Annotated in this window: 18 protein-coding genes, 2 rRNA genes and 2 pseudogenes (1 of these 22 only partly in view); 16 read left to right on the plus strand and 6 right to left on the minus strand. The window is 50.7% G+C overall.

Going from position 1 to position 25448, the window contains the following annotated elements:
- The 3 genes and pseudogenes from P3339_RS01015 to P3339_RS01025 all read left to right on the plus strand — a co-directional run.
- A 23S ribosomal RNA gene (locus P3339_RS01015) occupies nucleotides 1-1760 on the plus strand (it extends 1118 nt beyond the left edge of the window).
- A gap of 199 nt (nucleotides 1761-1959) precedes the next feature.
- A 5S ribosomal RNA gene (rrf, locus tag P3339_RS01020) occupies nucleotides 1960-2075 on the plus strand.
- Nucleotides 2076-3137: 1062 nt separating this feature from the next.
- Nucleotides 3138-3971: pseudogene (locus P3339_RS01025) on the plus strand (YncE family protein); the annotation flags it as partial.
- A gap of 67 nt (nucleotides 3972-4038) precedes the next feature.
- Here the strand turns inward: P3339_RS01025 and P3339_RS01030 are convergent.
- Together P3339_RS01030 and dtd are read right to left on the minus strand one after the other, a co-directional pair.
- Nucleotides 4039-4560: a GNAT family N-acetyltransferase gene (locus tag P3339_RS01030; protein ID WP_020414103.1), complete on the minus strand. Its 522-nt coding sequence runs from the start codon at nucleotides 4558-4560 to the stop codon at nucleotides 4039-4041.
- A gap of 288 nt (nucleotides 4561-4848) precedes the next feature.
- Complete coding sequence (gene dtd, locus P3339_RS01035; RefSeq protein ID WP_282952156.1) at nucleotides 4849-5286, minus strand: D-aminoacyl-tRNA deacylase; 438 nt, start codon at nucleotides 5284-5286, stop codon at nucleotides 4849-4851.
- Between the two features lie 86 nt (nucleotides 5287-5372).
- On the opposite strand from dtd, the gene P3339_RS01040 reads away from it, so the two are divergent.
- The 9 genes from P3339_RS01040 (at nucleotide 5373) to P3339_RS01080 (ending at nucleotide 14596) form a co-directional block, all read left to right on the plus strand.
- Nucleotides 5373-7484, plus strand: a complete 2112-nt coding sequence (locus P3339_RS01040) for a prolyl oligopeptidase family serine peptidase (protein ID WP_282952157.1) — start codon at nucleotides 5373-5375, stop codon at nucleotides 7482-7484.
- 72 nt (nucleotides 7485-7556) lie between these two features.
- Complete coding sequence (locus P3339_RS01045; RefSeq protein ID WP_282952158.1) at nucleotides 7557-7697, plus strand: hypothetical protein; 141 nt, start codon at nucleotides 7557-7559, stop codon at nucleotides 7695-7697.
- A 15-nt stretch (nucleotides 7698-7712) separates the two neighbouring features.
- Nucleotides 7713-8702 carry an SDR family oxidoreductase gene (locus tag P3339_RS01050; RefSeq protein ID WP_282952159.1) on the plus strand — a complete coding sequence of 330 codons (990 nt, stop codon included), beginning with the start codon at nucleotides 7713-7715 and terminating at the stop codon, nucleotides 8700-8702.
- 182 nt (nucleotides 8703-8884) lie between these two features.
- The gene (locus tag P3339_RS01055) at nucleotides 8885-9478 is read left to right on the plus strand and encodes a DNA-3-methyladenine glycosylase I (protein WP_020414108.1); all 594 of its coding nucleotides are present in this window, start codon (nucleotides 8885-8887) and stop codon (nucleotides 9476-9478) included.
- Between the two features lie 49 nt (nucleotides 9479-9527).
- Nucleotides 9528-10394: a mechanosensitive ion channel family protein gene (locus tag P3339_RS01060; RefSeq protein ID WP_282952160.1), complete on the plus strand. Its 867-nt coding sequence runs from the start codon at nucleotides 9528-9530 to the stop codon at nucleotides 10392-10394.
- A 144-nt stretch (nucleotides 10395-10538) separates the two neighbouring features.
- The gene (locus P3339_RS01065) at nucleotides 10539-12431 is read left to right on the plus strand and encodes a DUF885 domain-containing protein (RefSeq protein WP_282952161.1); all 1893 of its coding nucleotides are present in this window, start codon (nucleotides 10539-10541) and stop codon (nucleotides 12429-12431) included.
- 136 nt (nucleotides 12432-12567) lie between these two features.
- Nucleotides 12568-13149, plus strand: coding sequence for a hypothetical protein (locus tag P3339_RS01070; RefSeq protein WP_282952162.1), 582 nt, complete (start codon nucleotides 12568-12570; stop codon nucleotides 13147-13149).
- A 13-nt stretch (nucleotides 13150-13162) separates the two neighbouring features.
- Nucleotides 13163-13930, plus strand: a complete 768-nt coding sequence (locus P3339_RS01075; RefSeq protein WP_282952163.1) for a hypothetical protein — start codon at nucleotides 13163-13165, stop codon at nucleotides 13928-13930.
- A 27-nt stretch (nucleotides 13931-13957) separates the two neighbouring features.
- On the plus strand, nucleotides 13958-14596 hold the full coding sequence (locus P3339_RS01080) for a VIT1/CCC1 transporter family protein (RefSeq protein ID WP_282952164.1): 639 nt from the start codon (nucleotides 13958-13960) through the stop codon (nucleotides 14594-14596).
- Between the two features lie 140 nt (nucleotides 14597-14736).
- Here P3339_RS01080 and P3339_RS01090 read toward each other — a convergent pair.
- A pseudogene (locus tag P3339_RS01090) lies at nucleotides 14737-15818 on the minus strand (GGDEF domain-containing protein).
- A 169-nt stretch (nucleotides 15819-15987) separates the two neighbouring features.
- Here P3339_RS01090 and P3339_RS01095 point away from each other — a divergent pair.
- A complete protein-coding gene (locus P3339_RS01095; protein WP_282952166.1) occupies nucleotides 15988-16506 on the plus strand; it encodes a macro domain-containing protein in 519 nt (172 codons plus the stop codon).
- A gap of 254 nt (nucleotides 16507-16760) precedes the next feature.
- Complete coding sequence (locus P3339_RS01100; RefSeq protein WP_020414117.1) at nucleotides 16761-17735, plus strand: phenylacetaldoxime dehydratase family protein; 975 nt, start codon at nucleotides 16761-16763, stop codon at nucleotides 17733-17735.
- Between the two features lie 777 nt (nucleotides 17736-18512).
- Here P3339_RS01100 and P3339_RS01105 read toward each other — a convergent pair.
- The 3 genes from P3339_RS01105 to thiI all read right to left on the minus strand — a co-directional run bounded on the left by P3339_RS01105 (nucleotide 18513) and on the right by thiI (nucleotide 22740).
- Nucleotides 18513-18692: a hypothetical protein gene (locus P3339_RS01105; RefSeq protein ID WP_282952167.1), complete on the minus strand. Its 180-nt coding sequence runs from the start codon at nucleotides 18690-18692 to the stop codon at nucleotides 18513-18515.
- A 547-nt stretch (nucleotides 18693-19239) separates the two neighbouring features.
- Entirely contained in the window at nucleotides 19240-21048 is a 1809-nt protein-coding gene (gene typA / locus P3339_RS01110; protein ID WP_020414119.1) for a translational GTPase TypA, read from the minus strand.
- Nucleotides 21049-21255: 207 nt separating this feature from the next.
- Nucleotides 21256-22740: a tRNA uracil 4-sulfurtransferase ThiI gene (gene thiI / locus P3339_RS01115; RefSeq protein WP_282952168.1), complete on the minus strand. Its 1485-nt coding sequence runs from the start codon at nucleotides 22738-22740 to the stop codon at nucleotides 21256-21258.
- A 320-nt stretch (nucleotides 22741-23060) separates the two neighbouring features.
- On the opposite strand from thiI, the gene glnA reads away from it, so the two are divergent.
- A complete protein-coding gene (glnA, locus tag P3339_RS01120) occupies nucleotides 23061-24467 on the plus strand; it encodes a glutamate--ammonia ligase (protein WP_020414121.1) in 1407 nt (468 codons plus the stop codon).
- Nucleotides 24468-24678: 211 nt separating this feature from the next.
- A complete protein-coding gene (locus tag P3339_RS01125) occupies nucleotides 24679-25329 on the plus strand; it encodes a DUF4124 domain-containing protein (RefSeq protein WP_020414122.1) in 651 nt (216 codons plus the stop codon).
- Nucleotides 25330-25448: the final 119 nt, after the last annotated feature.

Below are 25448 nucleotides of genomic sequence, written 5' to 3' on the forward strand. Positions count from 1 at the left end.
GGGCTAAATTGGTAACCGAAGCTGCGGATGCCTTCGGGCATGGTAGAGGAGCGTTGTGTAAGCCGTTGAAGGTGGATCGGGAGGTCTGCTGGAGGTATCACAAGTGCGAATGCTGACATGAGTAACGATAAGGGAGGTGAAAAACCTCCCCGCCGGAAGACCAAGGGTTCCTGTCCAACGCTAATCGGGACAGGGTTAGTCGGCCCCTAAGGCGAGGGCGAAAGCCGTAGTCGATGGAAAACAGGTTAATATTCCTGTACTCGCTATTGCTGCGATGGAGTGACGGAGAAGGCTAGGCCAGCATGGCGATTGGTTGTCCATGTTTAAGGTTGTAGGCTGGGGACTTAGGCAAATCCGGGTCCCTAAGGCTGAGAACTGATGACGAGTCTCTTTTAGAGACGAAGTGGTTGATGCCCTGCTTCCAGGAAAAACTTCTAAGCTTCAGGCAATAGTGAACCGTACTCTAAACCGACACAGGTGGTCAGGTAGAGAATACCAAGGCGCTTGAGAGAACTCTGGTGAAGGAACTAGGCAAAATGGTACCGTAACTTCGGGAGAAGGTACGCCGGTTTTGGTGATGGGACTTGCTCCCTAAGCTGAGGCCGGTCGAAGTGACCAGGTGGCTGCGACTGTTTATTAAAAACATAGCACTCTGCAAACACGTAAGTGGACGTATAGGGTGTGACGCCTGCCCGGTGCCGGAAGGTTAATTGATGGGGTTAGCTTCGGCGAAGCTCTTGATCGAAGCCCCGGTAAACGGCGGCCGTAACTATAACGGTCCTAAGGTAGCGAAATTCCTTGTCGGGTAAGTTCCGACCTGCACGAATGGCGTAACGATGGCCACGCTGTCTCCACCAGAGACTCAGTGAAATTGAAATCGCTGTTAAGATGCAGTGTACCCGCGGCTAGACGGAAAGACCCCGTGAACCTTTACTACAGCTTTGCACTGAACTTTGAGCCTATTTGTGTAGGATAGGTGGGAGGCTTTGAAGCAGCGACGCTAGTTGTTGTGGAGCCGTCCTTGAAATACCACCCTGGTATGTTTGAGGTTCTAACTCTGGTCCGTTATCCGGATCGAGGACAGTGTATGGTGGGTAGTTTGACTGGGGCGGTCTCCTCCCAAAGAGTAACGGAGGAGTACGAAGGTGCACTCAGCATGGTCGGAAATCATGCAATGAGCATAATGGTATAAGTGCGCTTGACTGCGAGACAGACATGTCGAGCAGGTACGAAAGTAGGTCATAGTGATCCGGCGATTCTGTATGGAAGGGTCGTCGCTCAACGGATAAAAGGTACTCCGGGGATAACAGGCTGATACCGCCCAAGAGTTCACATCGACGGCGGTGTTTGGCACCTCGATGTCGGCTCATCACATCCTGGGGCTGAAGCCGGTCCCAAGGGTATGGCTGTTCGCCATTTAAAGTGGTACGCGAGCTGGGTTTAGAACGTCGTGAGACAGTTCGGTCCCTATCTGCCGTGGGCGTTGGAGATTTGAGAAGAGTTGCTCCTAGTACGAGAGGACCGGAGTGAACGAACCTCTGGTGTTCCGGTTGTCACGCCAGTGGCATTGCCGGGTAGCTATGTTCGGACGGGATAACCGCTGAAAGCATCTAAGCGGGAAGCCTCCTTCAAGATAAGATCTCCCTGGGAACTTGATTCCCCTAAAGGGCCGTGGAAGACTACCACGTTGATAGGCTGGGTGTGGAAGCGTTGTGAGGCGTTGAGCTAACCAGTACTAATTGCCCGTGCGGCTTGACCATACAACAGAGATGGTTACTAACGACTAGCTAAGCTAGCGGATTGTGAGTTAGAGACATACAATCGCTTGCGGTGTATTACTACAGATTGTTTTACCGACTTATTTGGGGTTATCGCCGGTCGACAGACCGAGGCAAACAGCGATAACGCGGCAGGCCAAGCAAATTGCTTATAAGACCAGCGCCAACCCAAGCCAGTTTGCCTGACGACAATAGAGTTGTGGAACCACCTGATCCCTTGCCGAACTCAGAAGTGAAACGCAACATCGCCGATGGTAGTGTGGGGCTTCCCCATGTGAGAGTAGGTCATCGTCAGGCTTCTAATCCGAAAGGGCCACCCATTGGGTGGCCCTTTTTTTATGTGTAAAAAAATATCCGTGAAGAGCCGTAAGGAAGAAAAGCAAAAACTTGGAAGTTAAAAATAAAAAGAAGTTAAAAATAAAAAAAGGCAAAGATGAAACGAAGAAAAATTAAAAAAAAGATAAAAATAAAAACAAAGAAAAACAATGTGACAAAGAAACCCCTTGAAAAATTTAAACAGGAAAAACCCCGCTAAAAAATCGAACACGTTTACGCGGCTGTAAATAAAGAGTTCTCCTCGCGGCTTTCTCTCCTGAAAAAATTGAGCGCCCAGCTATTTTTTACTGCAACCTTCCCTGGAAGGGCATTCCCAAATAATTTACCGCAGTACTACTAGTAGTCTTCCCGGAAAAAATCTTCCCAATAAAGAAATTATCTCCGCTGTAAAAAAGGGTCTGACAGGGATAAAAGTGACACAAAAATACCAACGAAAAAGCCGGTGATTTTTTGTGCGCTCGCGCAATGTCACACAACTGTAAGGCTGGCAGCGGATATACCACAGTTATACACAAGTCTATCCAGCCATTCTGTTAATAACGGCCGACCTGTGGAAATCACCCTAGAATCAGTGGTGTTTTTTTACCCATTAAAAGACCCCTATGGAAACAAAGGCCTGAAAGTGGATATCCCGGAGTTATGCACAGGTCTATCCATGGATTCTGTTGGTAAGATTTTTTATGAAGAATAGTTCTAGATTTTGTCTTTATTTGGTACTGAAGTTAACGCCTATCCTTAAAGGAAGTTGACGCCACTAGAGACTCGTTTGTGTCCTTGTTCAAGATAATCATATTTATAGTTCTTCGAAGCGGATAATTTTGGTTTGCCGAGTTCTGGGCTCGTTAAAGTTTGAGGTCTCTTGATGAAAATAGTATTCGCTTGTTTGCTGGCTAGTCTATTTGCAGGGGTTGGAGCCTCTAATGCAAGTACGCTGATTGTAGGCAATAAATATGAAGGTACAGTCAGCTTTATAGACCTAGAGAATGGCCAGGAAATAAAACGGCGGGAAACGGGGGCGCACCTCATGAAATGATTCTTTCTCCCGATAAGAGCAAGGCAGTAGTGGTTTCCTATCTTGAGGACGGCTATGTAGGTGAGGAATTAAATGTTTTTGATGTGGCAACGGGCAGGCGCATTAGTGTCATCAAAATAAGCCCGCATATGGGTCCCCATGGTATTGCCTGGTTGGGCGAAAGTAACAATGTGATTGTCACAACAGAAGAAACCAATGATGTTATTAAAGTTGATGTTTCATCGGGAAAAGTAATTGGATCTGTTTCAACAGATCAGATAGGCAGCCATTTATTGGCTCTATCACCGGATAGCAAAACCGCTTATGTCACCAGTCGCGGCTCTGATACTTTTAGTGTTATCGATACAGAGTCAATGAACCTGAAAACCACTCTTCCTGCCGGTGAGGGACCAGAGGCAGTTTGGGTCAGCCCCGATGGTAAGGAGTTATGGATAGGAAACAATCAGTCGGAAAATATTTTTATCTACGACACTGGTAGCCTCAAGAGGAAGGAGACCTTGGATGTAGGCTATTTACCTATTCGGATCCGCTTTAATCCGGATGGGAAGTTAGTCGCTGTGGCTGACCTACAGGGACATAGGATACTGATCTATGATGCTGCGACACGGAAAGAGATCAAGGCAATTGACGTGGGTGCTGTAGGTGCCCGTGAGCCCGCTTCTCTACTATTTTCTCCAGATGGGAAATTCCTATTTGCGGGATCTCAAAGAGATGGCAAGGTAGTAGAGATAGACACTGAGGATTGGTCTGTTGGAAGGATATTCAGGGCCGGGCAGGGAGCGGATGGTTTGGAGTGGAGCCCGGTAAAGACCAAGCCGCAATAAGACTAGCAGCGCAAATACTTAGTTTGTTCTGGGCCTGCTGTCTTAGAGCTCTCCCCTAAAGTGTTGTCTAAAGGGCTACGGTATAGATTTTGAGATCTTGGACTTTGCCATCAATAGTATAATAGTTGGCAACTGTATCAGTGTGGATCCCGCCAGCCCGCTTAGCTATGGCGATGCTCGCTTTATTTTCAGAGAGGCACTGAATACCCAGCTGCTGAATGCCCTGACTATTTTTTAGATGCGCACATATTTTTTCTACTACTCTCGTCATAACGCCTCGGCCCTGGCAGTGGGCGGAGAGCCAGTATCCGATTTCGGCGTATTGCTTTTGGGGGTTTACCTCTTTAATACCAAAAATGCCTGAAATTTTTCCTTCAACGATAATTTTATACCAGGCAGCTCCGGTATTATTACTGTAAATACGTTGACGAAGATATTCCCTGGTGCTGGATAGATCCTTTATTGACTCTACCCAGTAGAGATATTTCGCCAACAGGGAACGATTTTGTTCAATAAGTAAATGGATTTCCTGCGCATCTCCATCTGTGAGGGGTTTGAGGAGAATATTTTTTGTTACAGAGATTTGCATAGTTACCAACTTTAACTAAATAAGCTGAATTTACCTACTTTGATAAGCGGTTAGGTAAATTCACCCAGGCCCTGCTGTCAGGCGCGATGATAAAGAGAATACGCATTCTCTTCAAAAGCATACGAAAATTTCTCCCCAGGTTATGATTTATACCACCGTAATGATAAGAGATTTAATCTTTTCCCTAAATGTGAATTAAAGCAAGTTCCACTACAGCCCTGGAATCAATTAGGTAATCGATAATTTACAGGCTGGTAATTGCCGGAAACCCAGTGGTGATGCTGCAAATTATATTTCCAGCATAAAAGTAACCGGGCCGTCATTCAGCAGGGAAACCTGCATATCTGCGGCGAAAACACCGCTGGCTACAGGAGAAAACTGGGACTTTGCGCGTTTGACGAAGTAATCATACAGAGCCTCGGCTTGCTGGGGGCTGGCGCCTCGGCTGAAGCTGGGACGCAAGCCGCGGTCAGTTTCGGCCACCAGGGTAAATTGACTGACAACCAGTAAACCACCACCGGCCTGCTGGACATTCAGGTTCATACGTCCATTTTCATCAGAAAAAACTCGGTAATTCAGTACCTTATTCAGTAATTTGTCCGCGCTCTCATGACCATCTTTTTCCTCTATGCCCAACAGAAGCAGCAATCCATTGTCGATAGCTCCCACTGACTTTCCAGCCACATTTACACGGGCGTGGCTAACCCGCTGGATCAATCCTTTCATCTCAGAACTCTTTGTCTCTATGGAACCTTGTGAGTAAATGGCCTAGATTAGCGGACTGGCTAACGTAGAGAAACCGAGAATACGGTATGAGGAAACAGTTAATAGCGCTCCTGGCTGGAGCCTTGACCACAGCGGCTAGTGTGCAGGCGGCAGACAATTACCCAAAGAGTAAAGCCGTCGAACATGTGGATGAATACTTCAGTATCGAGGTGGCAGACCCCTATCGGTGGATGGAGGACATGTCCAACAAAGAGGTTAAAGAGTGGGTTAAGGCCCAAAATGAGCATGCTCTGCCGCGTCTGAAGGATTTACCTGGTTGGCAGAAGATCAATGACCGCCTTACGGAACTGTGGCGCTATGAGCGATATGGCGTGCCCTATAAGAAAGGTGACAGTTACTATTACGACTATAACAACGGTGACTGGGACCAGAATATTTTCTACCGCACCCCAGAGCTTGCCCAGGACGGCAAGCCAATGCTGGACCCGCGCAGCCTGAGCGAGGATGGCACTATTGCAGCCAAACGCCTCAAAGTCAGTCCAAAGGGCCGATACCTGGCTTACGGTATCTCTGATGGTGGGACTGACTGGACCGACTATCGTATTCGCGATCTTGAGACAGGCAAGGACTTGGAGGAGCAGCTGACCGGTATCAAGTTTAGTGATACCAGTTGGGCTCCGGATGAGTCTGGTTTTTACTATAGCCGCTACCCGTTCAACAAGGATGGCACTGCAGATGATAGCAAGCAGGTAGCAGTCTATTTTCACCGCCTGGGGGATGCTCAGAAGCAAGACCAGTTGATATACCAAATTACGGATCATCCCACCCGCAACCCTGGAGCAGCGGTAAGTGACGATGGGAACTACCTGTTATTCGGTATCTTCGATGGCTATGACTCCAACGGCTTCTACTATCGCGACTTGCGCGATAAAAGTGGCAAGGTCGTTAAGCTGCTGGATGACTGGGATGGTCTGTACCAGTATCTTGGCAATAAGGGGAGCACTTTCTTTTTTGAGACCAGCGCGGGAGCACCACTGGGGCGTGTGATCGCTATCGACCTGAATAGGCCGCAACGCAAGAACTGGCGTGACCTGGTGCCGGAAACAAACAGTGCCCTGCAGAGTGCCAGCTATATCGGCGATCGCTTCGTACTTCATTACCTGGAAGACGCCAAGTCGCGGGTATTGGTGACCGATACCAACGGCAAGAAACAGTACGAGCTGAAGCTACCCGGTGTGGGTTCCGTGAAGGGCTTTTACGGCGAGCCGGATGAAGTGGAGACCTTTTATTCCTTCTCCAATTTTATAACCCCGCCGAGCATTTACCACCTGAATGTGCAGACTGGTGAAACCAAGCTGTTCAAGCGGCCGAAATACGCGACAGATTTCTCTGGCTTAACCGTGAGCCAGCATTTCTATAAGAGCAAAGACGGCACCCGCGTACCTTTATTCCTGGTGCATAAGAAGGGCATGAAACGCGATGGCTCCAACCCTACGCTGCTGTATGGTTATGGTGGTTTCAACTCCGCTCAGTTGCCACGCTTCTACAATCGCTTTGTGGGCTGGCTGGATATGGGCGGTACCCTGGCACTGGCCAACTTGCGCGGTGGTAGTGAGTACGGCAATGCCTGGCATCAAGCGGGCACCAAAACCCAGAAGCAAAATGTATTCGATGACTTTATTGCCGCAGCTGAGTGGCTGATTGAGGAAAAAGTTACCTCTCCAGAGAAACTGGGTATCAGTGGCCGCTCCAACGGTGGACTGCTTGCGGGTGCGACTCTAGTGCAGCGCCCAGACCTGTTTGCTGCGGCACTACCTGTGGTGGGTGTACTCGATATGCTGCGCTATCATACGGCTTCCGCCAATGCGCGTCAGTGGTCAAGCGACTATGGCTTGAGTGAAAATCGTGAGGAATTTAAAGCCTTGCACGCTTACTCCCCGGTGCACAATACCCGCAGGGGTACCTGCTATCCAGCCACTCTGATTACCACTGCCGATCGCGATGATCGAGTGGTGCCCTGGCATAGCTACAAGTTTGCTGCCGCCCTGCAGAGGGATCAGGGCTGTAATAAACCTGTATGGCTCGCGGTGGAGACCCGGGCGGGGCACGGCGCAGGCAAACCGATATGGATGCAGGTGGAAGACTTTGCTAATCAGTGGAGCTTCCTCGCCTACCAGCTCGGTATGAAAATCGAGTAATCTTTCCAATTAATCCGACATAAACGATACCGAGGCCATTTGTTGAGGCTCCCGGTATTAAAGAAAAGTTGGATGAATTTCTGGGGTCGTATCACTGAAGGATTAGGTGTGCGGCCCGCTCTGCCGGAGCAGCGGTACCGCCAGCCGGTTTGCCCTTCCGGAGGGTGGCGGTTTCAGCAGAGAACATCACTGGGTATGAATAACGATAACTAATCATCCGGTGGATTTATGAAACATGCGTTTGTAACCGGGGGCAGTGGCTTTCTCGGTGCCAATCTGGTGGAGCAGCTGGTTGACGATGGCTGGCGGGTGACCGCCATGCACCGGCGAACCTCAAATACGGATATGTTGCGCTCTATGGGGGCGGAATTGGTAGAGGCCTCGTTGGAAGACCTCGACTCTCTTCGCTCGGCTATCCCGGACAATGTCGATGCTCTGTTCCATATGGCTGCTAACACCAGTATGTGGCGCGGTGGCAATGTCCAGCAATGGAGAGACAATGTCGAGGGTTCAGCAAATATTGCTAAAGTGGCTAGGGAAAAAAATGTAGGGCGTATGGTAGTCACCAGCTCTATTTCTGCCTACGGCTACCACAAAGATAAGATCACGGAGGAGAGCGCAAAACTGGCCGATGATCCTCGTCATCATTACTTATATACCAAGAAGCGAGAGGAAATTGCCGTACGCAAGGAAATTGATCAGGGGCTTGATGCGGTATTTCTCAACCCCTGTGCAATTGTGGGTAAATACGATACTTCCAGTTGGGCTCAGACTTTTTTTCTGATAGATAAAAACCAGTTACCGGGAGTGCCTCCTGGTTGGGGTTCTTTTTGCCATGCTGGCGCTGTAGCGCGGGCACATATTAATGCAGTGGAAAAGGGTCGCTGCGGAGAAAATTATATTCTCGCTGGTACTGACGCGAGCTTCCTGGAATTTTTCGGAAAAATAGCGGAGTTGTTACACAAGCCTGTGCCCAAGCGTACTACTCCCGCCTTTGTTATTCAGTCTATTGCCTGGTTTTCTGATCTCTGGTCGCGAGTGAGCGGCAATGAGCCGGTCATTACCCCGGAAAAGGCTACCCTGGTTACACGCCGGGTTGTAGCCAGCAGCTCCAAGGCAGAACGCGAACTCGATTATCAATCACAGGTGGCATTGGATACTATGTTATGCGAATGTCGTGATTGGTTAGTACAGCAAAATTTATTGGAGTCAAAGTGAATCGCGGTAATATTATTTTTATTTTGGTCGCCTTATTACTGGTTCTGCAATTAATTCAGTATTACTTTTTCTCGGGCGCCCATTAGCGCCCCACCTCTGTATCTACCAAACGCCAGTATCCAATGATTCATCTCCCGATTTTTGGTTTTTTTGTATTAATGGCAATTTTTTAGGAGTCGATAATGGAGGAGAAGCGCTGCGGTTGGTGTCTGTCAACGCCATTGTATCAGCAATACCATGACGAGGAGTGGGGGCGTCCGGTTACAGATGATAAAACCCTGTTCGAATTCCTATTGTTGGAAGGTGCCCAGGCCGGACTTTCCTGGATTACAGTTTTGAATAAAAGGGAAAATTACCGCCGCTTGTTTGATGATTTCGATGTGGGAAAAATCGCGCGCTATACACCCAAAAAAGTGGAAAAGTTACTACTGGATCCGGGCATTATTCGCAACCGCCTGAAAGTGGAGTCCGCAGTAAAAAATGCTCGCGCCACCCTGGCTTTGCGAGAAAAGGGGCAATCCCTATCGGAGTTCCTGTGGCAATTTACTGATGGCCGCGTCATAGTGAATCGTCCGGCCTCCCTCAAGCAGGTACCTGCCAGTACGGTAGAATCTGATGCTATGAGCAAAGCGCTAAAAAAAGCCGGTTTCAGTTTCGTAGGCTCTACCATTATGTATGCCCATATGCAGGCAACAGGAATGGTGAACGATCACCTGCAATCCTGCCCCGCCCACCAACGCTGTGTAAACGAGGCGGAGGGTGCGGGGCTTTTGTAGGGGGATAACAGCAGGGGGTGAGTGCGCCACGCTCACCAGGAAGGCGCCCATGAATCCGGATAATCTGGTTACAGAATACTGGCCCCTGGCGATCACCGGCCTTCTGCGCCTGGGGGCCGCTTTATTGGTGATTGCGTTGACTCTGGTTGCGGTGCACTTGGTCCGCCGTGCCATTGAGCGCCTCCCCAGTCGCCTCGATGCCACCCTGGTGCCGGTGTTGCGAAATATCACCACCTGGGCGATTTATATTGTTGGAGCGCTGGTGGTACTGGATATCTTTGGTATCAACACCACCAGCCTAATCGCCCTGCTCGGCGCCACTGGGTTGGCAGTGGGATTTGCGCTAAAAGATACCCTTCAGAATATTGCCGCAGGATTTATCCTGTTGGGGCTCCGTCCATTCCGTGTGGGTGATGTCATTCAATTCGAGCAGACTCTGGGAACCGTGCGTGAGGTAGGCTTCTTCACTACCGAGCTGGATACCCCAGACGGCCTGCATGTCAGTGTGCCCAACAGCGTGATCTGGGGGCGGGTACTTACTAACTTCAGCCATAACAAGACCCGCCGTATTGAGATAGTGGCGAGTATCGCTTATGGGGATGATATAGAGGCGGGTTTGGAAGTGTTGCGTAAGCTGGTAGAGCAGGAGCCTCGAATTATCGCTAAACCGGAACCCAGTTATATGGTGCGTGCATTGGCCGATAGTTCTGTGGACCTGCAGTTGCGAGCCTGGACTGGAACTGACCAGTACTGGAGTGTTTACTGGGAGCTGATGGAGCGCCTTAAGCCGGCGCTGGAAGAGGCTGGATTAACTATTCCCTTTCCCCAGAGAGAGCTGCGAATACTGCGAGAGGATGTGTCCAGGAGCAGGAGTCGTCCCGCGAATTCGCGGGGCGCTAACACGGGACCTGGATAACGCCTTTTACTGGGGTGAAATAACCTCTTCTCCCACGGCTCAACGCACAGATATGGCGTTTGAAAGAGCCAGAATCGACAGTTCAAAGATTTCGTGTCAAAGTTAGCGGCGTTTTTTTGTACAACTTTTGACCGAGATAGGAAAATGCCGATTAAGCTGAACAACCCTTTGATCCCCAGCCTGCTGGCTGTCGCTATCCTCGCGGGCTGTCAGGGCGATAAGGCCGCTCAGGCAGGAGCGAATGCCGACAAAGCTCAAAGTGCCGTTGCCGAAGCCCCTATAGCCGTTGATGCGGTGGCTGAGACCAAGCGCCTGACGGAGTGGCTGGATGCGCGCTATGAAGAGCAGCTGCAGTTCAGTCCCATGCAGCTATCCTATCTCGGCCGCAAGGAGCAGTACGACCAGATCGACGATATGAGCGAAGCTGCCGAGGCGCGCCAGCTGGCCTGGAAGGAAAAGGCCGTTGCGGAACTCAAGAAGAATTTTGACTACGAAAAGCTCAGCCAGGAGGGGAAAACTTCCTACGATATCTGGATCTACCAGTTCGAGCAGGCCAAAGCCGCCGAGCCCTTTAAGCGCCACGGTTATATTTTTGAACAGATGGGCGGCGTACAGTCCCAACTGCCAAACTTCCTGCTGAACTTCCACAAGGTGGACAATATTGAGGACATGCAGGCGTATATCGCCCGTATCGGCGGCATTTCCCGCGCTATCAACCAGTTACGTGAGCGCGCAGAACAGTCCTCTAAAGAGGGTATCCGTCCGCCGCGCTTCGCTTACGAGGGTGCGATAGAGCAGTCCAGCAAGCTGATCGACGGTGCCCCCTTCTCCGATGGTGAGGACGCCCCCCTGTGGGCCGGTGCCAAGGGCAAGATTGCTGAGTTGCTCGAAGCCGGTAAGATTGACCAGAAGCAGGCTGACAAGCTGACGGACAATGCTCGCAAGGCTTTGGAAAGTGAGTTCCTGCCCGCTTATGAAAATCTGATCGCCTGGTTGAAGAAAGATGTGCAGAAGGCTTCCGCGGAGCCCCAGGGTGCCAGCAGCCTGCCGAACGGTATGGCCTACTACAACCAGCGTCTGGCAAATACCACCACTACCAGCCTGACCGCCGATGAAATCCACAGTATTGGCCTCAAGGAAGTAGCGCGCATCCGCAGCGAGATGGAGACCATCAAGAAGCAGGTGGGCTTCGAGGGCAACCTGCAGGAATTCTTCACCTTTATCCGTGAAGATGGTCAGTTTTACTACCCTAATACCGACGAAGGCCGCCAGGGTTACCTGGATGACTCCACGGCTTTTCTCGACAATATCACCAAGAAACTGCCGGAATACTTCGGCTTGCTGCCTAAGGCCGAGCTGGTGGTTAAGCGGGTGGAATCCTTCCGCGAGCAGGATGGTGGTGCTCAGCACTATTACCCGGGCACTCCAGACGGCTCACGTCCGGGCATCTACTATGCGCACCTTTCCGATATGAGTGCCTACTCTACCACCGATATGGAGACGGTGGCATACCATGAGGGCAACCCCGGCCATCACATGCAGATCTCCATCGCCCAAGAGCTTGAGGGTATCCCACAGTTCCGCACCCAGGCGCACTTTACTGTATACGTAGAGGGCTGGGCGCTTTACTCAGAGAAGTTGGCCAAGGAAATGGGTGCTTTCGAGGACCCCTACAACCTGTTTGGCCACCTGACCGCTGAGATGTGGCGCGCTATCCGATTGGTAGTGGATACCGGTATGCACGCCAAGGGCTGGAGCGAAGAGCAAGCTGTAGAGTATTTCCTGGAAAACTCCGCAATACCCGAAACAGCTGTACGCTCTGAAGTGCGTCGCTATCTGGTATGGCCAGGCCAGGCTACCGCTTACAAAATTGGTATGTTGAAGATCCAGGAGTTGCGTAAGCAGGCTGAAGAGCAATTGGGCGATAAGTTCGATATCCGCGGTTTCCACGATACCGTTCTGAGTGGCGGCGCCTTACCGGTACCGGTTCTGGAAAGCCGTGTAGCTGCCTGGGTGGAGTCAGTTAAGCGCGCTTAATAGATACTGCTAGCAGCAAAAAAAGCCGGGCATAGCCCGGCTTTTTTGTGTGTTCTCATCTGATAATCGTTTACTAATGGAAGGGGGTAAACCTTAGTTTTCCTTCGTTTGGGGTTTGGGGTTTGGGGAGTTTTTAATGGATACAAATATTTACAGCGCACCAGAGGCTGAATTACATACAGAGTCCACGGAGGAATTTGATTTCTACGTAGTGTCCAGCGCTAAATTTTGGGTGATGAACCTTGGCACTATGGGGCTGTATTCTGTCTACTGGTTTTATCGACAATGGAGGGAATACAAGCGCGCAAGTGGTGAAAGCTTATGGCCTGTTATGCGTGCGATTTTTTCAATATTTTTTACCCATTCACTTTTTATTAAAATACAGAGCCACTTAGAAGAGGCAAAAATAGAATATAAATGGCGCCCTAAACTGATGGCTGCGATTTATATAGTTCTTGCGATTCTGGGCTCAATTATCGATAGAATTTCGTATCTTTCTGATGAATTCTCTTTGATTGATATTTTTAGTCCGGCGTTATTGCCTCTGACGGTTTGGCCTCTCTTTGAGGGACAGAAGGCAGCAAATACTCTCAGTGGTGATATCTCGGGCAAAGTAAATGCAAAACTAACGCTGTTGAATTTTTTGTGGTTAGGAGTAGGGGCCTTATTGTGGGCCATAGTGGTTTTTGGAGCTTACATTGTCATTAGTGGCGAATAAAAGGAGTTTAGAGGTGAGAAGAATCGTTATTTTAGTGTGTGCCTTAGTAGTGCAGTTTTTTACCACTAATCTGTGGGCTGAAGTGACCTCAACTGAAATTACTGTGCGAGCCAAGGCCAAAGATGCCAAATTTATTGGCTCCTCAATCGGGGGGGCTATGGTGATTATCCGTGAGGCGGATACCGGAGAAATCCTGGCCAAGGGGCTTACCCAGGGCAGTACCGGTGATACCGGCAAGATCATGAAGACACCACGCGAACGTTATGCTCCTATCGCCGGGGGAGCTGCGCATTTTACTGCTGCGCTGGATATCAGTGAACCGGTATTTCTTACTGTAGAAGTGCTGGCCCCTTACATTAAGAAGCAGGCTCGTGTGGTAGCACAAACACAGACTTGGCTTGTGCCAGGCAAACCTATCAGCGGTGAAGGCTTGGTCGTGGAGATACCGGGTATGGTAGTGGACTTGCTCAGTCCACAGACTCACCTCTACACCGGCCTGGATAAGAGCCCATTCGAAATACGCGCTAATGTAGTGATGATGTGCGGCTGCTCCCTTACGGATGGTGGTCTGTGGGATGGTAGCAAGATAGAGGTTACTGCCCTGGTAAAGAGGGATGGTCGGAAATTCGCTACGGTTCCGCTGAAAATCCAGGACACCATGAATACCTTCAGTGCGCCTTTTCCCACCGATTTACCCGGCGCCTACGAAATATTGGTTTACGCCTATGATGCAAGGACCGGGAATACCGGTGTCGATAGGAGTAGTTTTATCGTGAAATAAAGCAATTGGTAGGGAGGCGCTACGAGTATGAAAGGCAGGGAGGAGAAATCTAAACAATCCCGTCGCGCACTGCTCGAAGAACACCGCCCCGAGCGAATTCACGCCCGCCTGGGTAAGGAGCCCAGGTCCCAGAGAGTGTCGGATTTTGTCCTCGGGGCTATCGATGGTTGTGTTACCACCTTTGCGATAGTTGCAGGCGCTTTTGGTGCTGGATTCACTGAGTCGGTGGTGTTGGTCATGGGCTTTGCCAATCTGATCGCTGATGGATTTAGTATGGCGGTTAGTAACTACGAGGCAGTGAGTGTAGAGCGGGATCAGGCAGCGGCGGCTGCCCGCACGGAACGCCAACATATTGATTTGGTGCCGGAGGGAGAGCGAGAGGAGATCCGCCAGATTTTTCAGCGCAAGGGCTTCCAAGGGCAGGTGTTGGATGAGGTTGTCGCAACTATCACTGCCAATCGCCAGCTGTGGATTGATACCATGTTGGCGGAAGAGTACGGCATTAGTCGCTCGGCACGAAGGCCCCTTGGCTCTGCGATAGTGACCTTTCTGGCCTTTATTGGTGTGGGCGCAGTCCCGTTACTTCCCTATCTTATCCGTCCGCTGGAAACCTCTGAGCAGTTCTATAGCAGTGCCGCTTTGGCTGCTTGCACTTTTTTGCCATAGGCCTTTGTAAGGGGCTGGTGTTCTCACAGCGGGTACTGGCAGCGGGCGTCAAGACACTGGTGTTTGGTGGGGGTGCGGCCCTGCTAGCCCTGGCAGTCGGTTTTTTCCTGCGAGATATCATCAGCTGAGAGGTATCGTTCTCAGGCGGCCACTACCCGGTTGCGGCCACTGTTCTTGGCTCGATACATGCGTTTATCGGCTTCAGCCAGTAATTGGTTGTGAGGGCTGCCAGTACTGCTGCCTTCAACCAGGCCGAAGCTGATAGAGACTTTCACTGACTGTACATAGCGACGGCTAAGGGCCTCTACCTTTCGCCGCAATTTTTCCGCCAATACGCTGCCACCACGTACGTCGGTATTGGGTAGCAGCAGCAGGAACTCCTCACCCCCCAGCGTGCCACAATATCCTCTGTACGAGTATTGTCCCGAAGGATCTTGGCTACATCCTGTAAAATACGATCGCCAAAAGCATGTCCATGGGTATCGTTAATCGCTTTAAAGTTGTCCAGATCGCCAATCAGGATCACATACCGGTCACGCAACTCCTTGTTACGGCGCTCCATATCGTGGATAGCACGATAGGCCTCACGGCGATTGGCGAGGCCGGTTAGGGTATCGGTGGAGGCGTTTTTCTCCAGCTCTCCGGTTAATTTTTCCAGCAATTGTTGGGTGTGATGGCGACTGCTGTCGAGTAGTGCTGTCAGTGCCGTGAGAGCACCAAAAACGGCGATAAAGCGCGCGCGGTAGGCGGTATCATATTTGGCGGTAAGGCCTGGAAAATCTGGGTAGAAAAGGACAGTGGCTGTAACTATGCCAATGGCGATGAGTGCGGCGGTACCGGTCTTGTAACCGTATAGATTGATAAAGCCAGGTACCAGCATTACCGCCCACATCAAACCGGTATTATTTACTCCGCCGGATAACAGCAAATAAAAATAGAGTACTAACAACAGGATACCTACCAGGAGAGGCGTCTTCTCACTGGGCCCCATTACATTGATTGTCACATAGGAAAACAGGATTACTACTGCTGCTGCAGAGAGGGTGATGGCCTGAAGGATATCGGCTGCTGTCAGTGCAATGACTGCCATGGCTCCCGTTACTGCCATGGCAAATATCAGCATATAGGAAGATGCCATGATACGACGACGCAAATCTATACGTTCCAATTCCTCCACCGGTGAGACCAGTGCGGGATTATGTTGGTTATACCCTGGAATCATAATTATCTCGATTGCTCTTCAGGCTGAGGCTTTCTGCTGGCGATAAAGCGCCAGGTAGCGTCACTATATTCATCGGGGAGTGAAGCAGCGCTGAGTATAGGAGGATTCGTTCACCGACCAAAGTAGCAAGCTACAGTATCTGTAAACCAAACTTTAGAACTGAGAAACTGTGACACAAATTATTCTGACTTGGGGCGATATTCTGACATTGCGCGGGGATGCACTTGTGTGTCCTGCACATAAACATCTTATTTGCGGTCGAGGGCTCTCTGCCCAGGTTTTTGCTCTGGGAGGTAAAGATCTCGAGCTGCAGTGTAAAAAACAACCGGAATGTACAGTGGGGGAGGCGCGTATCACTGATGCTTTCCATATGCCGGTAGATTATTTGCTTCACACTGTTACTCCACAGTGGAGCAGTGGTGATCAATGGGGGGCTCAAGCGATTAAGCAGCTCCGCTACTGTTATGAAAGTGTATTGAGCTTGGCGGGGAAAAAAGGTTTAAAACATATTCTCTTTCCGGCATTGGGTGCCGGCACCAACCGCTTTCCCCATGCAATTGCCGCGCATGAAGCCCTGGAAGTTCTTAATGAATATTCCAGTCAGTTTGATCAACTTACTGTTTGCCTGCACTCTCCCGCTGCCCTCGGAGAGTGGAAACGGGTTGAGCGGCGTTTCTTCACCGTGTGAATTAATCAAACATTATTAATGTACGATGGTGCCAGTAAGCAGGTAGCTAGAGTATTCGCTGAAAACGATGAAAGAGGCCTCAGCACCTAAGTATACTTTTCATCGCTTTTATGGTTGTAAGTAAAGGTATTGAAATGTCGCCTGGGGAGGGCATATTTCTCTTACTGATAAAACGAATCTGGAATATGACAGTAGGAAAGCTCATCTACAGGGATTTTTCATTCACAGAGAAATTGTGAAAGGGATCTGTCAGTTTGAAAAATCGTCCAAAAAATTTTGTGCCTCCATATCCAGCCTGGGAACTGAATCTTCCGCCGACTTCCCGATATGTACAGTGCCAAGTTGCCTTACAGTTTGTTGGTGGCCATCGGGACGATTCACTATTTCAGCTATTGACTGAATCTCTGTCCAATACCCGAGACCTAATGCACTATGAGCGGGCAGGTCACATTGATGCTTGGGGTGCGTATAACGATATTGCGATTGCCTACTGGTCCTGTGAAGAGTCCATGATGACTTGGTTGAGGGAAGGTTTTACTGATTTGCAGGGGGTAGTTCGGGGCAAATCGGGGTCATGGTATGAGGCATTGACGGCTCCACGTACTCATTTCGAGGTTTCTGCCTCTACACCTGAAGCTGACTGGGGGATCTTTCGCCACTTTGATACTTGTGATCAGCATGATCATGCCTACTGGGGTGCGATGCGGGATCGAATAAGCGCTGCAGAAAATAGTGGGCTTCCAGGCCAATTACAAAGCTTACAGTTGCTACCTGCCGCAGAGCGATCGGACAAGGAAATATTCCTGCCCGGTAATTTATGTATGATTCGCACGGTACAGGGCTATTCTGCTGCCAGCCCTGAAGAACGGAATGCCTACCAAAAATCTCTGCGTCAGAAATATGAACAGGGAATAAACTACTTGAATAAACATCCGGTTCAGTCGCGTTGTCTCAGTGCTCGACTGTTAAGTGATGAGCAGCCGGCACCGGGTAGACCAGATACTGAAACAATTGCCTGGTTTGCCTCCTTAAAAGACCTTGAAAACTGGGTGCACCATCACTCCACTCATAAGGCTATCTACGCCTCCGCACAGCAATATGCGAATCGATTTTCTCCTGGAATGCAATTGCTGCTGAGCCACGAAGTAGCCGTAGTGCCTCCTGGTAAGGGGCGGGCCGCTTACACGGATTGTCATCCCGATACAGGGTTGCGACGTTTTTTAAGGTAATAAAATAATTGACGCTGAATTTAGTAGCTTGGGATAGAAGGTGACTGGGGTGTGCTCAATGTGATTTTTGGCTTAAGATTGATCCCTATAAAATCGATGATATAGCTCAAAAAGTGTATAAATACTTAAACCTCGGTGAATATCTTGATGAGGAAAACCGTTGCCTGCAAGAGTCGGTCGAAGAGCGCTCAGCGCTTATTGAGTTCGGTTGTGGCAATTGTCGTCATCTTAATATTTTGGAGGCCGTCTCGAGTTTTTATCTGGGAATAGATTTTGACCCTGGTCACATTAAAAGTGCATGGAATCTTAGCAAGAATAAAAATTCTCAGATTTTTACTTGCTGAATAATGAGTCCTATCTATCGGAGTGCAGATATTCAATTTAAGCTCTAAAATTTTTTATTATTGGAATTTACTAATGAGCTTGCCTTTGTAAAAAATATGATAGAAATGAGTGACGAGAATATATGTCTAGACTTAAATTGGGTATGCAAAGTAAATACTACTTGCTGATATGTGAAACAAATTAAGGTAAGTATGTGATGTTTAGATCCTTCAGGTACAAAGGCATGGAGATTAGGTATTACGCTGCAAAACAGTGAATATCTGATATACCGTAGTTGGAGAGCTGTGGTAACGAAAGCTTTCATGGGTGGCTTACTTGGAGTTTTTGTCTATATGAGGTACATCCATTGCCTGCACCGCTGGAGAAAGACTGGGCCCCCAGTCCGTAGAAGACATGGGGATCTGTGAAGTAGATGGTGCCTTCTTCGTCATTCTAGGCAAAGGCGTATTGCACATGGGCCAGTTTGGAGAAATCCACATTGTCGTGGGTGAAGGAGGAATCGGCCCAATACTCCCAGTTGGCCCAATAGGCCGAAATACGTTTGATCTCCTGAGCATTGATATTGACGGTTAAAGCGAGTGCCGTGGCAAGCGTTACTACTTTTTTAAGCATTGCGACATCCCTCCAATATCCCTATTCGTTCCTGAGACTGCAGAGAAGAAAACATGACAATGACCTCCCAAGAGCCTTGGTGATGATGAAACCAAGTATTTTAGAAGTGAACTTTATAGTTGAGAAAATTGGAAAAAATTGGGGGATAAAAGTTCCGAATGAAGCTAGGGAAAGCGCTGAAATTAGATAATTTTTCTCGATAATTTGTGCAAGGAAAGTGAAGAAACAAAAAAGTAAACTACTTATTTCAAGATAAAATCAGTTTCTACGACATTGAGGGCAATATGGTGAGCTCTTAAAATGATTCAAGAATTAATTTTTATGATGTGAGCAAAAAAATAACAATAGTATTGATTGGGGTTATGCACAAGGGCAATTTTCCAGGTAAAAATTTAAGTGCTGGTGAAAAATAAATGGCAATAAACACTGCCTATCCGAATAAAGAATTTTTTCGAGGTTGCTTAAATTTCCAGCGCAAGGCTTGTCTTCAAGAGTAAAAATAAAAAGGGCCCTATCAGGGCCCTTTTTACGCTGAAGAGAATACCTGTTATTTCTTCGCACGCTTGCGCATATTTTCCTGAAGGATTTTTTTGCGTATGCGGATATGGTTGGGGGTTACCTCAACTAGCTCATCCTCTTCGATAAACTCCAGCGCCTGCTCCAGAGTGTGGCGAATGGGCGGAGTCAGGGTCAGGGCTTCATCGGTGCCGGCAGCGCGGATATTGGTGAGCTGCTTGCCTTTGGTGGGGTTGACCACCAGATCGTTGCCGCGAGAGTGGATACCGATAACCTGGCCTTCGTAAATATCTTCGCCGTGGCCGAGGAACAGGCGTCCGCGATCCTGCAGGGCAAACAGGGCGTAGGCCAGCGTCTTGCCATTGACCATGGAGACCAGTACGCCGTTGATGCGCTTGGCCACTTCACCCTGTTTTACCGGGCCGTAGTGGTCGAAAATGCTGGTCATGATGCCCGAGCCGCTGGTCAGGGTCAGGAACTGGTTGCGGAAACCGATCATGCCGCGAGAAGGTACAATAAAGGTCAGGCGCACACGTCCTTTGCCGTCCGGCTCCATATTGGTGAGCTCAGCCTTGCGCAGTCCCAGCTCTTCCATAATCGGACCCTGGTGTTGGTCTTCAACGTCGATCACCACTTCTTCGTAGGGCTCATGGATTTCACCGTCTACTTCTTTCTGAACCACTTCCGGGCGGGAGACTCCCAGCTCGAAGCCTTCACGGCGCATAGTTTCGATCAGCACTGACAGGTGCAATTCACCGCGGCCGGATACGCGGAATTTGTCCGGGGAATCGCCTTGTTCCACGCGCAGGGCTACATTGTGGATCAGTTCCTGGTCCAGGCGTTCCTTGATATTGCGTGAGGTGACGAACTTGCCGTCCTGGCCGGCAAAGGGAGAGTCATTCACCTGGAAGGTCATACTCACGGTGGGTTCATCCACGCTCAGGGCGGGTAGGGCTTCCGGGGTTTCCGGGTCGCACAGGGTATCGGAGATATTCAGTTCGCCCACACCGGTGATACATACGATGTCGCCAGCACTGGCCTGCTCAACCTCTGTGCGCTCCAGGCCCAGGTAGCCCATAACCTGTAGAACCTTGGCTTTGCGGGAGTTGCCGTCGCGGTCCAGTACCAGTATCTGTTGGTTGGGGGTCAGAGTGCCGCGGGTAATGCGGCCTACGCCGATAACGCCCACGTAGCTGGAATAATCCAGGGCCGAAATCTGCATCTGGAAGGCGCCTTTGGGGTCTACCCTGGGCGGCTCTACCTTGTCCACAATCATCTGGAACAGCGGCGTCATATCGTCGGCCAGGTCGGTATCGTCGAGGCCGGCAATACCGTTGAGGGCGGAGGCGTAGACAACCGGGAAGTCCAGCTGCTCATCGGTGGCGCCAAGGCTGTCGAACAGGTCGAATACCTGGTCCATCACCCAGTCGGGGCGCGCGCCAGGGCGGTCAATTTTGTTGATGACGACAATAGGGTTCAGACCCTGCTCGAACGCTTTCTGGGTTACGAAGCGTGTCTGTGGCATTGGGCCGTCCACTGCATCAACCAGCAGTAGTACCGAGTCCACCATAGAGAGTACACGCTCTACCTCACCACCAAAGTCGGCGTGTCCTGGGGTATCGACGATGTTGATGCGGTAGTCATTCCACCGGATGGCGGTGTTCTTGGCGAGGATAGTAATACCGCGTTCTTTTTCCTGGTCGTTGGAATCCATAACCCGCTCGGCGCCTTCATCGCGACGGTCGAGAGTGCCAGATTGGGACAGCAGCTTGTCCACCAGGGTGGTTTTGCCGTGGTCTACGTGGGCGATAATCGCAATATTGCGCAGATTCTCTATCACTGGGGGCCTCTGGGCGTTAAATCTTGGTAAATCGGGGCGGGGGCCTGCGGGGTTTCTACAGCAGCATTCCGGCCAAAGGCGGCGATTATAGGGGGGCGCATGACAATTGGGAGTGATTTTGAGTAAAAAATCACCGCCCACTGTGGAAGTGTCGGCTTGAGGGGCTAAGAGGGGAGCGCGGATAGCGGGGCTGTCCGCGCTCGGGAATTATTTCTTGATGCTTTCCGGCCTGTGGGGGATCTGTGGGCGCAACACGCCCACGTTGCGGTATCCCTCATCCATCAGGTGGGAGGCGTGCAAGCGGCTCATGACACCACGGGCGCAGTAAAGCAGGTATTCGCGCTCCTGGTCCAGTTGAGCGAAGCCGTTATTCAGACGGTAGAAGGGGATAGTTTGTACTTCACAGCCCTCCAGTTCCAGCGGGTCCATTTCCTCTTCATCCGGGTGGCGAATATCGATTACCACCGCATTACCGGGCTCTTCGCGAATCTCAACTTCAGGTGCCTGTCCGTCTACTTCTTCAATCACTTCATCGATATTTTGAATAGAGCGATTGCTGATAGCACGATCAAGGACGGTAAAATCAAAGCGGTTCTCTTCGGATTCCACTTTCTCGATTTTTGCGCGTGTGGTGGGTTTTACTGAAATCACACCGCAGTATTCGGGCATATTCGCGGCAAATTCCTCTGTGCCGATCTCCCGAGAGGTGCGGATAATGTCGGTTTTATCGGAGGTGATCAGTGGGCGCAGCACCAGGGTATCGGTGACGCTATCGATTACTGCGAGGTTTTTCAGGGTCTGGCTGGATACCTGGGCAATAGCTTCACCAGTCACCACCGCGTCCACCTCCAGTTCCTTGGCGATTACACTGGCAGCGCGCAGCATCATGCGTTTAAGGATTACACCCATATGGGAATCGTCGACGCGTTCGAGGATTTCCGCTACCACCTCGTCGAATGGCACAGTGACAAAGCGCACCCGGTGGGATGCGCCATATTTATTCCACAGGTAATAGGCGACTTCCTTAACGCCCAGCTCGTGCTGGCGTCCGCCGAGGTTGAAGAACAGGAAGTGGGTGCGGATACCACGCTTCATGGTCAGGTAGCTGGCCACGGTGGAATCGAAGCCACCGGATACCAATGAAAGGACTGGGTCCTGGGTTCCCAGGGGGAAGCCGCCGAGACCGGGGTGCTGTTCCTCAATCACATTGAGCTTGTCGTGGCGAATTTCCAATTTCACCGTGATATCGGGGTTCTTCAGCTTCACTCCAGCCGCTTCGGTATTTTTGTTGAGGCCACCGCCCACATACTGCTCAACATCCAGGGACTGGAAATCGTGCTTGCCGGTGCGTTTTACCCGCACACAAAAAGTCTTACCCTTCAGGGCCGGGCCCCATACAGAGAAAGTCTTTTCATACATATCGTGCAGATCGCCCAGTGGAAACTGGCGTACACGGGAGAAGTTAGCGATACCGGGGGTGTGGGAAAGAACTTCCTCAATTCGGTCGCCCAGGTGTGCTACAGCGTCCGGGGCGATCACATCGATCTTTTCCCAGTCCTTGCGCACCTGGATACGGTCGTCCAGCTGACGCAGCAGGCGCTGTAGATTGTCCTTGAGCTGGCGCGACATACGTTTGCGCACAGGGTTGCTCTTAATGGTGATCTCGGGGAAAAACTTGACGACAAAGTGCATGGGAATCCGTCGGGTACCGCATGTTGATAGAAGGTGCGGCATTATAAACTAGCCGGAGGCAACTTGGTTGTGCACCGTTACCGGGCGATACTGGGGTAAAGTTGCGTCATTATGGTGCGCTTTTCTGTGGCCGCTCGGCCACAATGCATTTATCCTGCCCCAGTCGGCCCAAAGCTGTCGACCGCACCGGCGCCAACCGCCGCAGCGATGCAGTTGCCCTAATTTGGCACACTCCTTGCTTTATTTCACGCCAGGTAAAGAGTGAATGCCGGCAGCAAAGGCATAGCGACCAATTACTTTTCAAGACCTGGAGGACAGCAATGTCAGCGAAAACGCTCGGTTTGATTAATGAGAGTGAAGCAAAATGGGTGGACCTGCGCTTCACCGATACCAAGGGTAAAGAGCAACACGTTTCCATCCCTGTATCGGAAATTGACGGAGAGTTCTTCGAAGAAGGCAAGATGTTTGATGGTTCCTCCATCGCCGGCTGGAAGGGCATTAATGAATCCGACATGATCCTGATGCCGGATGACGAGACGGCTTTCCTCGATCCCTTCACCGATGAGAGCACCGTTATTATTCGCTGTAATATCGTAGACCCGGTCACCGGTCAGGGCTACGAGCGCGATCCGCGCTCCATCGCAATGCGCGCCGAGGAATACCTGAAGTCCACCGGTCTGGGTGACACCGCGCTATTTGGCCCAGAGCCCGAGTTCTTCGTATTTGACGATATCACTTGGGGTGCCGAAATGGGCGGCGCCTTTTACAAAATCAATTCCGAAGAAGCGGCTTGGTCCTCCGGTCATAACTTCAGTGAGGGCAATATCGGCCACCGTCCTGGTGTGAAGGGCGGCTATTTCCCCGTTCCTCCGGTTGATTCCCTTCACGATGTGCGTGCCGCAATGTGTTCCGCTATGGAGCAAATGGGGCTACAGGTGGAAGTACATCACCACGAGGTAGGCACTGCCGGTCAGTGTGAGATTGGTGTTGCAGCCAACACTCTGACCAAGAAAGCGGATGAGGTTCAGATTCTTAAGTATGCCGTACATAATGTAGCGCACGCCTACGGCAAGACCGCAACCTTTATGCCCAAGCCTCTTGTTGGCGATAACGGCTCCGGTATGCATGTGCACCAGTCCTTCACCAAGGATGGCGTAAACCAGTTTGCCGGCGATGCTTACGCGGGTCTGTCTGAGGCTGCTCTCTACTACATCGGTGGTATTGTGAAGCACGCGCGCGCCCTGAACGCGATTTGTAACGCGTCAACTAACTCCTATAAGCGTCTGGTACCGGGCTTTGAGGCGCCGGTTATCCTGGCCTACTCTGCGCGCAACCGCTCCGCTTCCATCCGCATTCCTTACGTAACATCGCCTAAAGGCAAGCGTATCGAGACGCGCTTCCCGGATCCGACTGCCAACCCTTACCTGGCGTTTGCTGCCTTGCTGATGGCAGGTCTAGATGGTATCAAGAACAAGATTCATCCCGGAGATGCCGCCGATAAGGATCTGTACGATCTGCCCCCGGAAGAGCTGGCCGAGTACCCCACCGTAGCTGCCAGTTTGGAAGGAGCGTTGGATGCCCTGGATAAGGATCGTGACTTCCTGACCGAGGGTGGTGTTTTCACCAATGATGCAATCGACGCTTACATTGAATTGAAGCGCGAAGAAGTAGAGCGCCTGAACATGACTACTCACCCGGTTGAGTTTGACATGTACTACTCCGTGTAATAGCGAACGGCATCACACTGGTGCCGCCGAGTTGTTCGCGAAAAGCCCGCGCCGTCCTGGTGCGGGCTTTTTTATTGCGGGTAAACTGTCTATTGGGGAGGTTGATTCTACCGACTGCGAATCTGGTACTTTGAGAAGCAGTTGCCCCATTCAATTGAGGCCCCGACTGGGGCAAGAGAAAAGGAGCGTCCGCGTCGCGGTCGATCACGTTATGGGATTTTTGAGATCGTTTCAGGCACTTTTCCTTGTCGCCCCCCTGATGGCTTTTGCCGGTACCGATGGTGGCAGCAGCTCTGGTGCTATCTACAAGACTGTCGGCCCCGACGGGCGCGTGACTTTCAGTGATACTCCACCAGCCAGTGGTGAGGCGCAAAAGGTAGAGCTGGCCCCAATCAATGTCCAGCCTATCACCCTGCCTCGCCCTCTGCCTTCACGCAAGCTATCCCCTAAAGATGATGTAGAGGATGACGGCAGCAAAGAGAGCTACGCAGGGCCGATGTCAATCCAGATTGTGAGCCCCCTGGATGGCGCAACTATCCCCCCGGGACAGCGTTTTATTCCGCTACAAGTGGATGTGCAACCGTCATATCCAAAGGGTGCCAGCTTTTATGCGGTGGTGGATGGTCAACCCTGGCGCGGCAATTCAACCGGCTCCAGCTTGGATATCTCAGCGCTGGAGCGCGGTAGTCACAGTGTGCAGGCGGTACTTATCGATGCCAGTGGGCGCATTCTGGCTCAATCAAAAGTCATTACTGTTTATGTGCAGCGCCCCAGCGTTGCCCAATTGGATAGCTCTATCCTTCGGGCACCTCAGTCAACCAAAGTGTCACTTGGGCCCAGTTTGGCCCAGTCTCAGCCCTGATTGGTTTGTATTACCGCTATCGTCAAGGGCGTTAGCGGGTCTCCGCTAACAATTCACAGCCCGCCTTTCCCTCCCCAGGCTGATTAAATTTTGACCTTCGCACCATTGTGGTGCATTCT

Origin of the sequence: Microbulbifer sp. MLAF003 (assembly GCF_030012965.1) — a bacterium.
Taxonomy (GTDB): Bacteria; Pseudomonadota; Gammaproteobacteria; order Pseudomonadales; family Cellvibrionaceae; genus Microbulbifer; species Microbulbifer variabilis.

Coding starts and splice junctions, on each gene's coding strand:
- P3339_RS01105 (WP_282952167.1), bottom strand. CDS start 18,692: ATGCTTAAAAAAGTAGTAACGCTTGCCACGGCACTCGCTTTAACCGTC.
- P3339_RS01125 (WP_020414122.1), top strand. CDS start 24,679: ATGGGATTTTTGAGATCGTTTCAGGCACTTTTCCTTGTCGCCCCCCTG.
- P3339_RS01040 (WP_282952157.1), top strand. CDS start 5,373: ATGAGGAAACAGTTAATAGCGCTCCTGGCTGGAGCCTTGACCACAGCG.
- thiI (WP_282952168.1), bottom strand. CDS start 22,740: ATGCACTTTGTCGTCAAGTTTTTCCCCGAGATCACCATTAAGAGCAAC.
- P3339_RS01055 (WP_020414108.1), top strand. CDS start 8,885: ATGGAGGAGAAGCGCTGCGGTTGGTGTCTGTCAACGCCATTGTATCAG.
- P3339_RS01045 (WP_282952158.1), top strand. CDS start 7,557: ATGAATTTCTGGGGTCGTATCACTGAAGGATTAGGTGTGCGGCCCGCT.
- P3339_RS01030 (WP_020414103.1), bottom strand. CDS start 4,560: ATGCAAATCTCTGTAACAAAAAATATTCTCCTCAAACCCCTCACAGAT.
- P3339_RS01080 (WP_282952164.1), top strand. CDS start 13,958: ATGAAAGGCAGGGAGGAGAAATCTAAACAATCCCGTCGCGCACTGCTC.
- P3339_RS01065 (WP_282952161.1), top strand. CDS start 10,539: ATGCCGATTAAGCTGAACAACCCTTTGATCCCCAGCCTGCTGGCTGTC.
- P3339_RS01050 (WP_282952159.1), top strand. CDS start 7,713: ATGAAACATGCGTTTGTAACCGGGGGCAGTGGCTTTCTCGGTGCCAAT.
- dtd (WP_282952156.1), bottom strand. CDS start 5,286: ATGAAAGGATTGATCCAGCGGGTTAGCCACGCCCGTGTAAATGTGGCT.
- P3339_RS01070 (WP_282952162.1), top strand. CDS start 12,568: ATGGATACAAATATTTACAGCGCACCAGAGGCTGAATTACATACAGAG.
- glnA (WP_020414121.1), top strand. CDS start 23,061: ATGTCAGCGAAAACGCTCGGTTTGATTAATGAGAGTGAAGCAAAATGG.
- P3339_RS01060 (WP_282952160.1), top strand. CDS start 9,528: ATGAATCCGGATAATCTGGTTACAGAATACTGGCCCCTGGCGATCACC.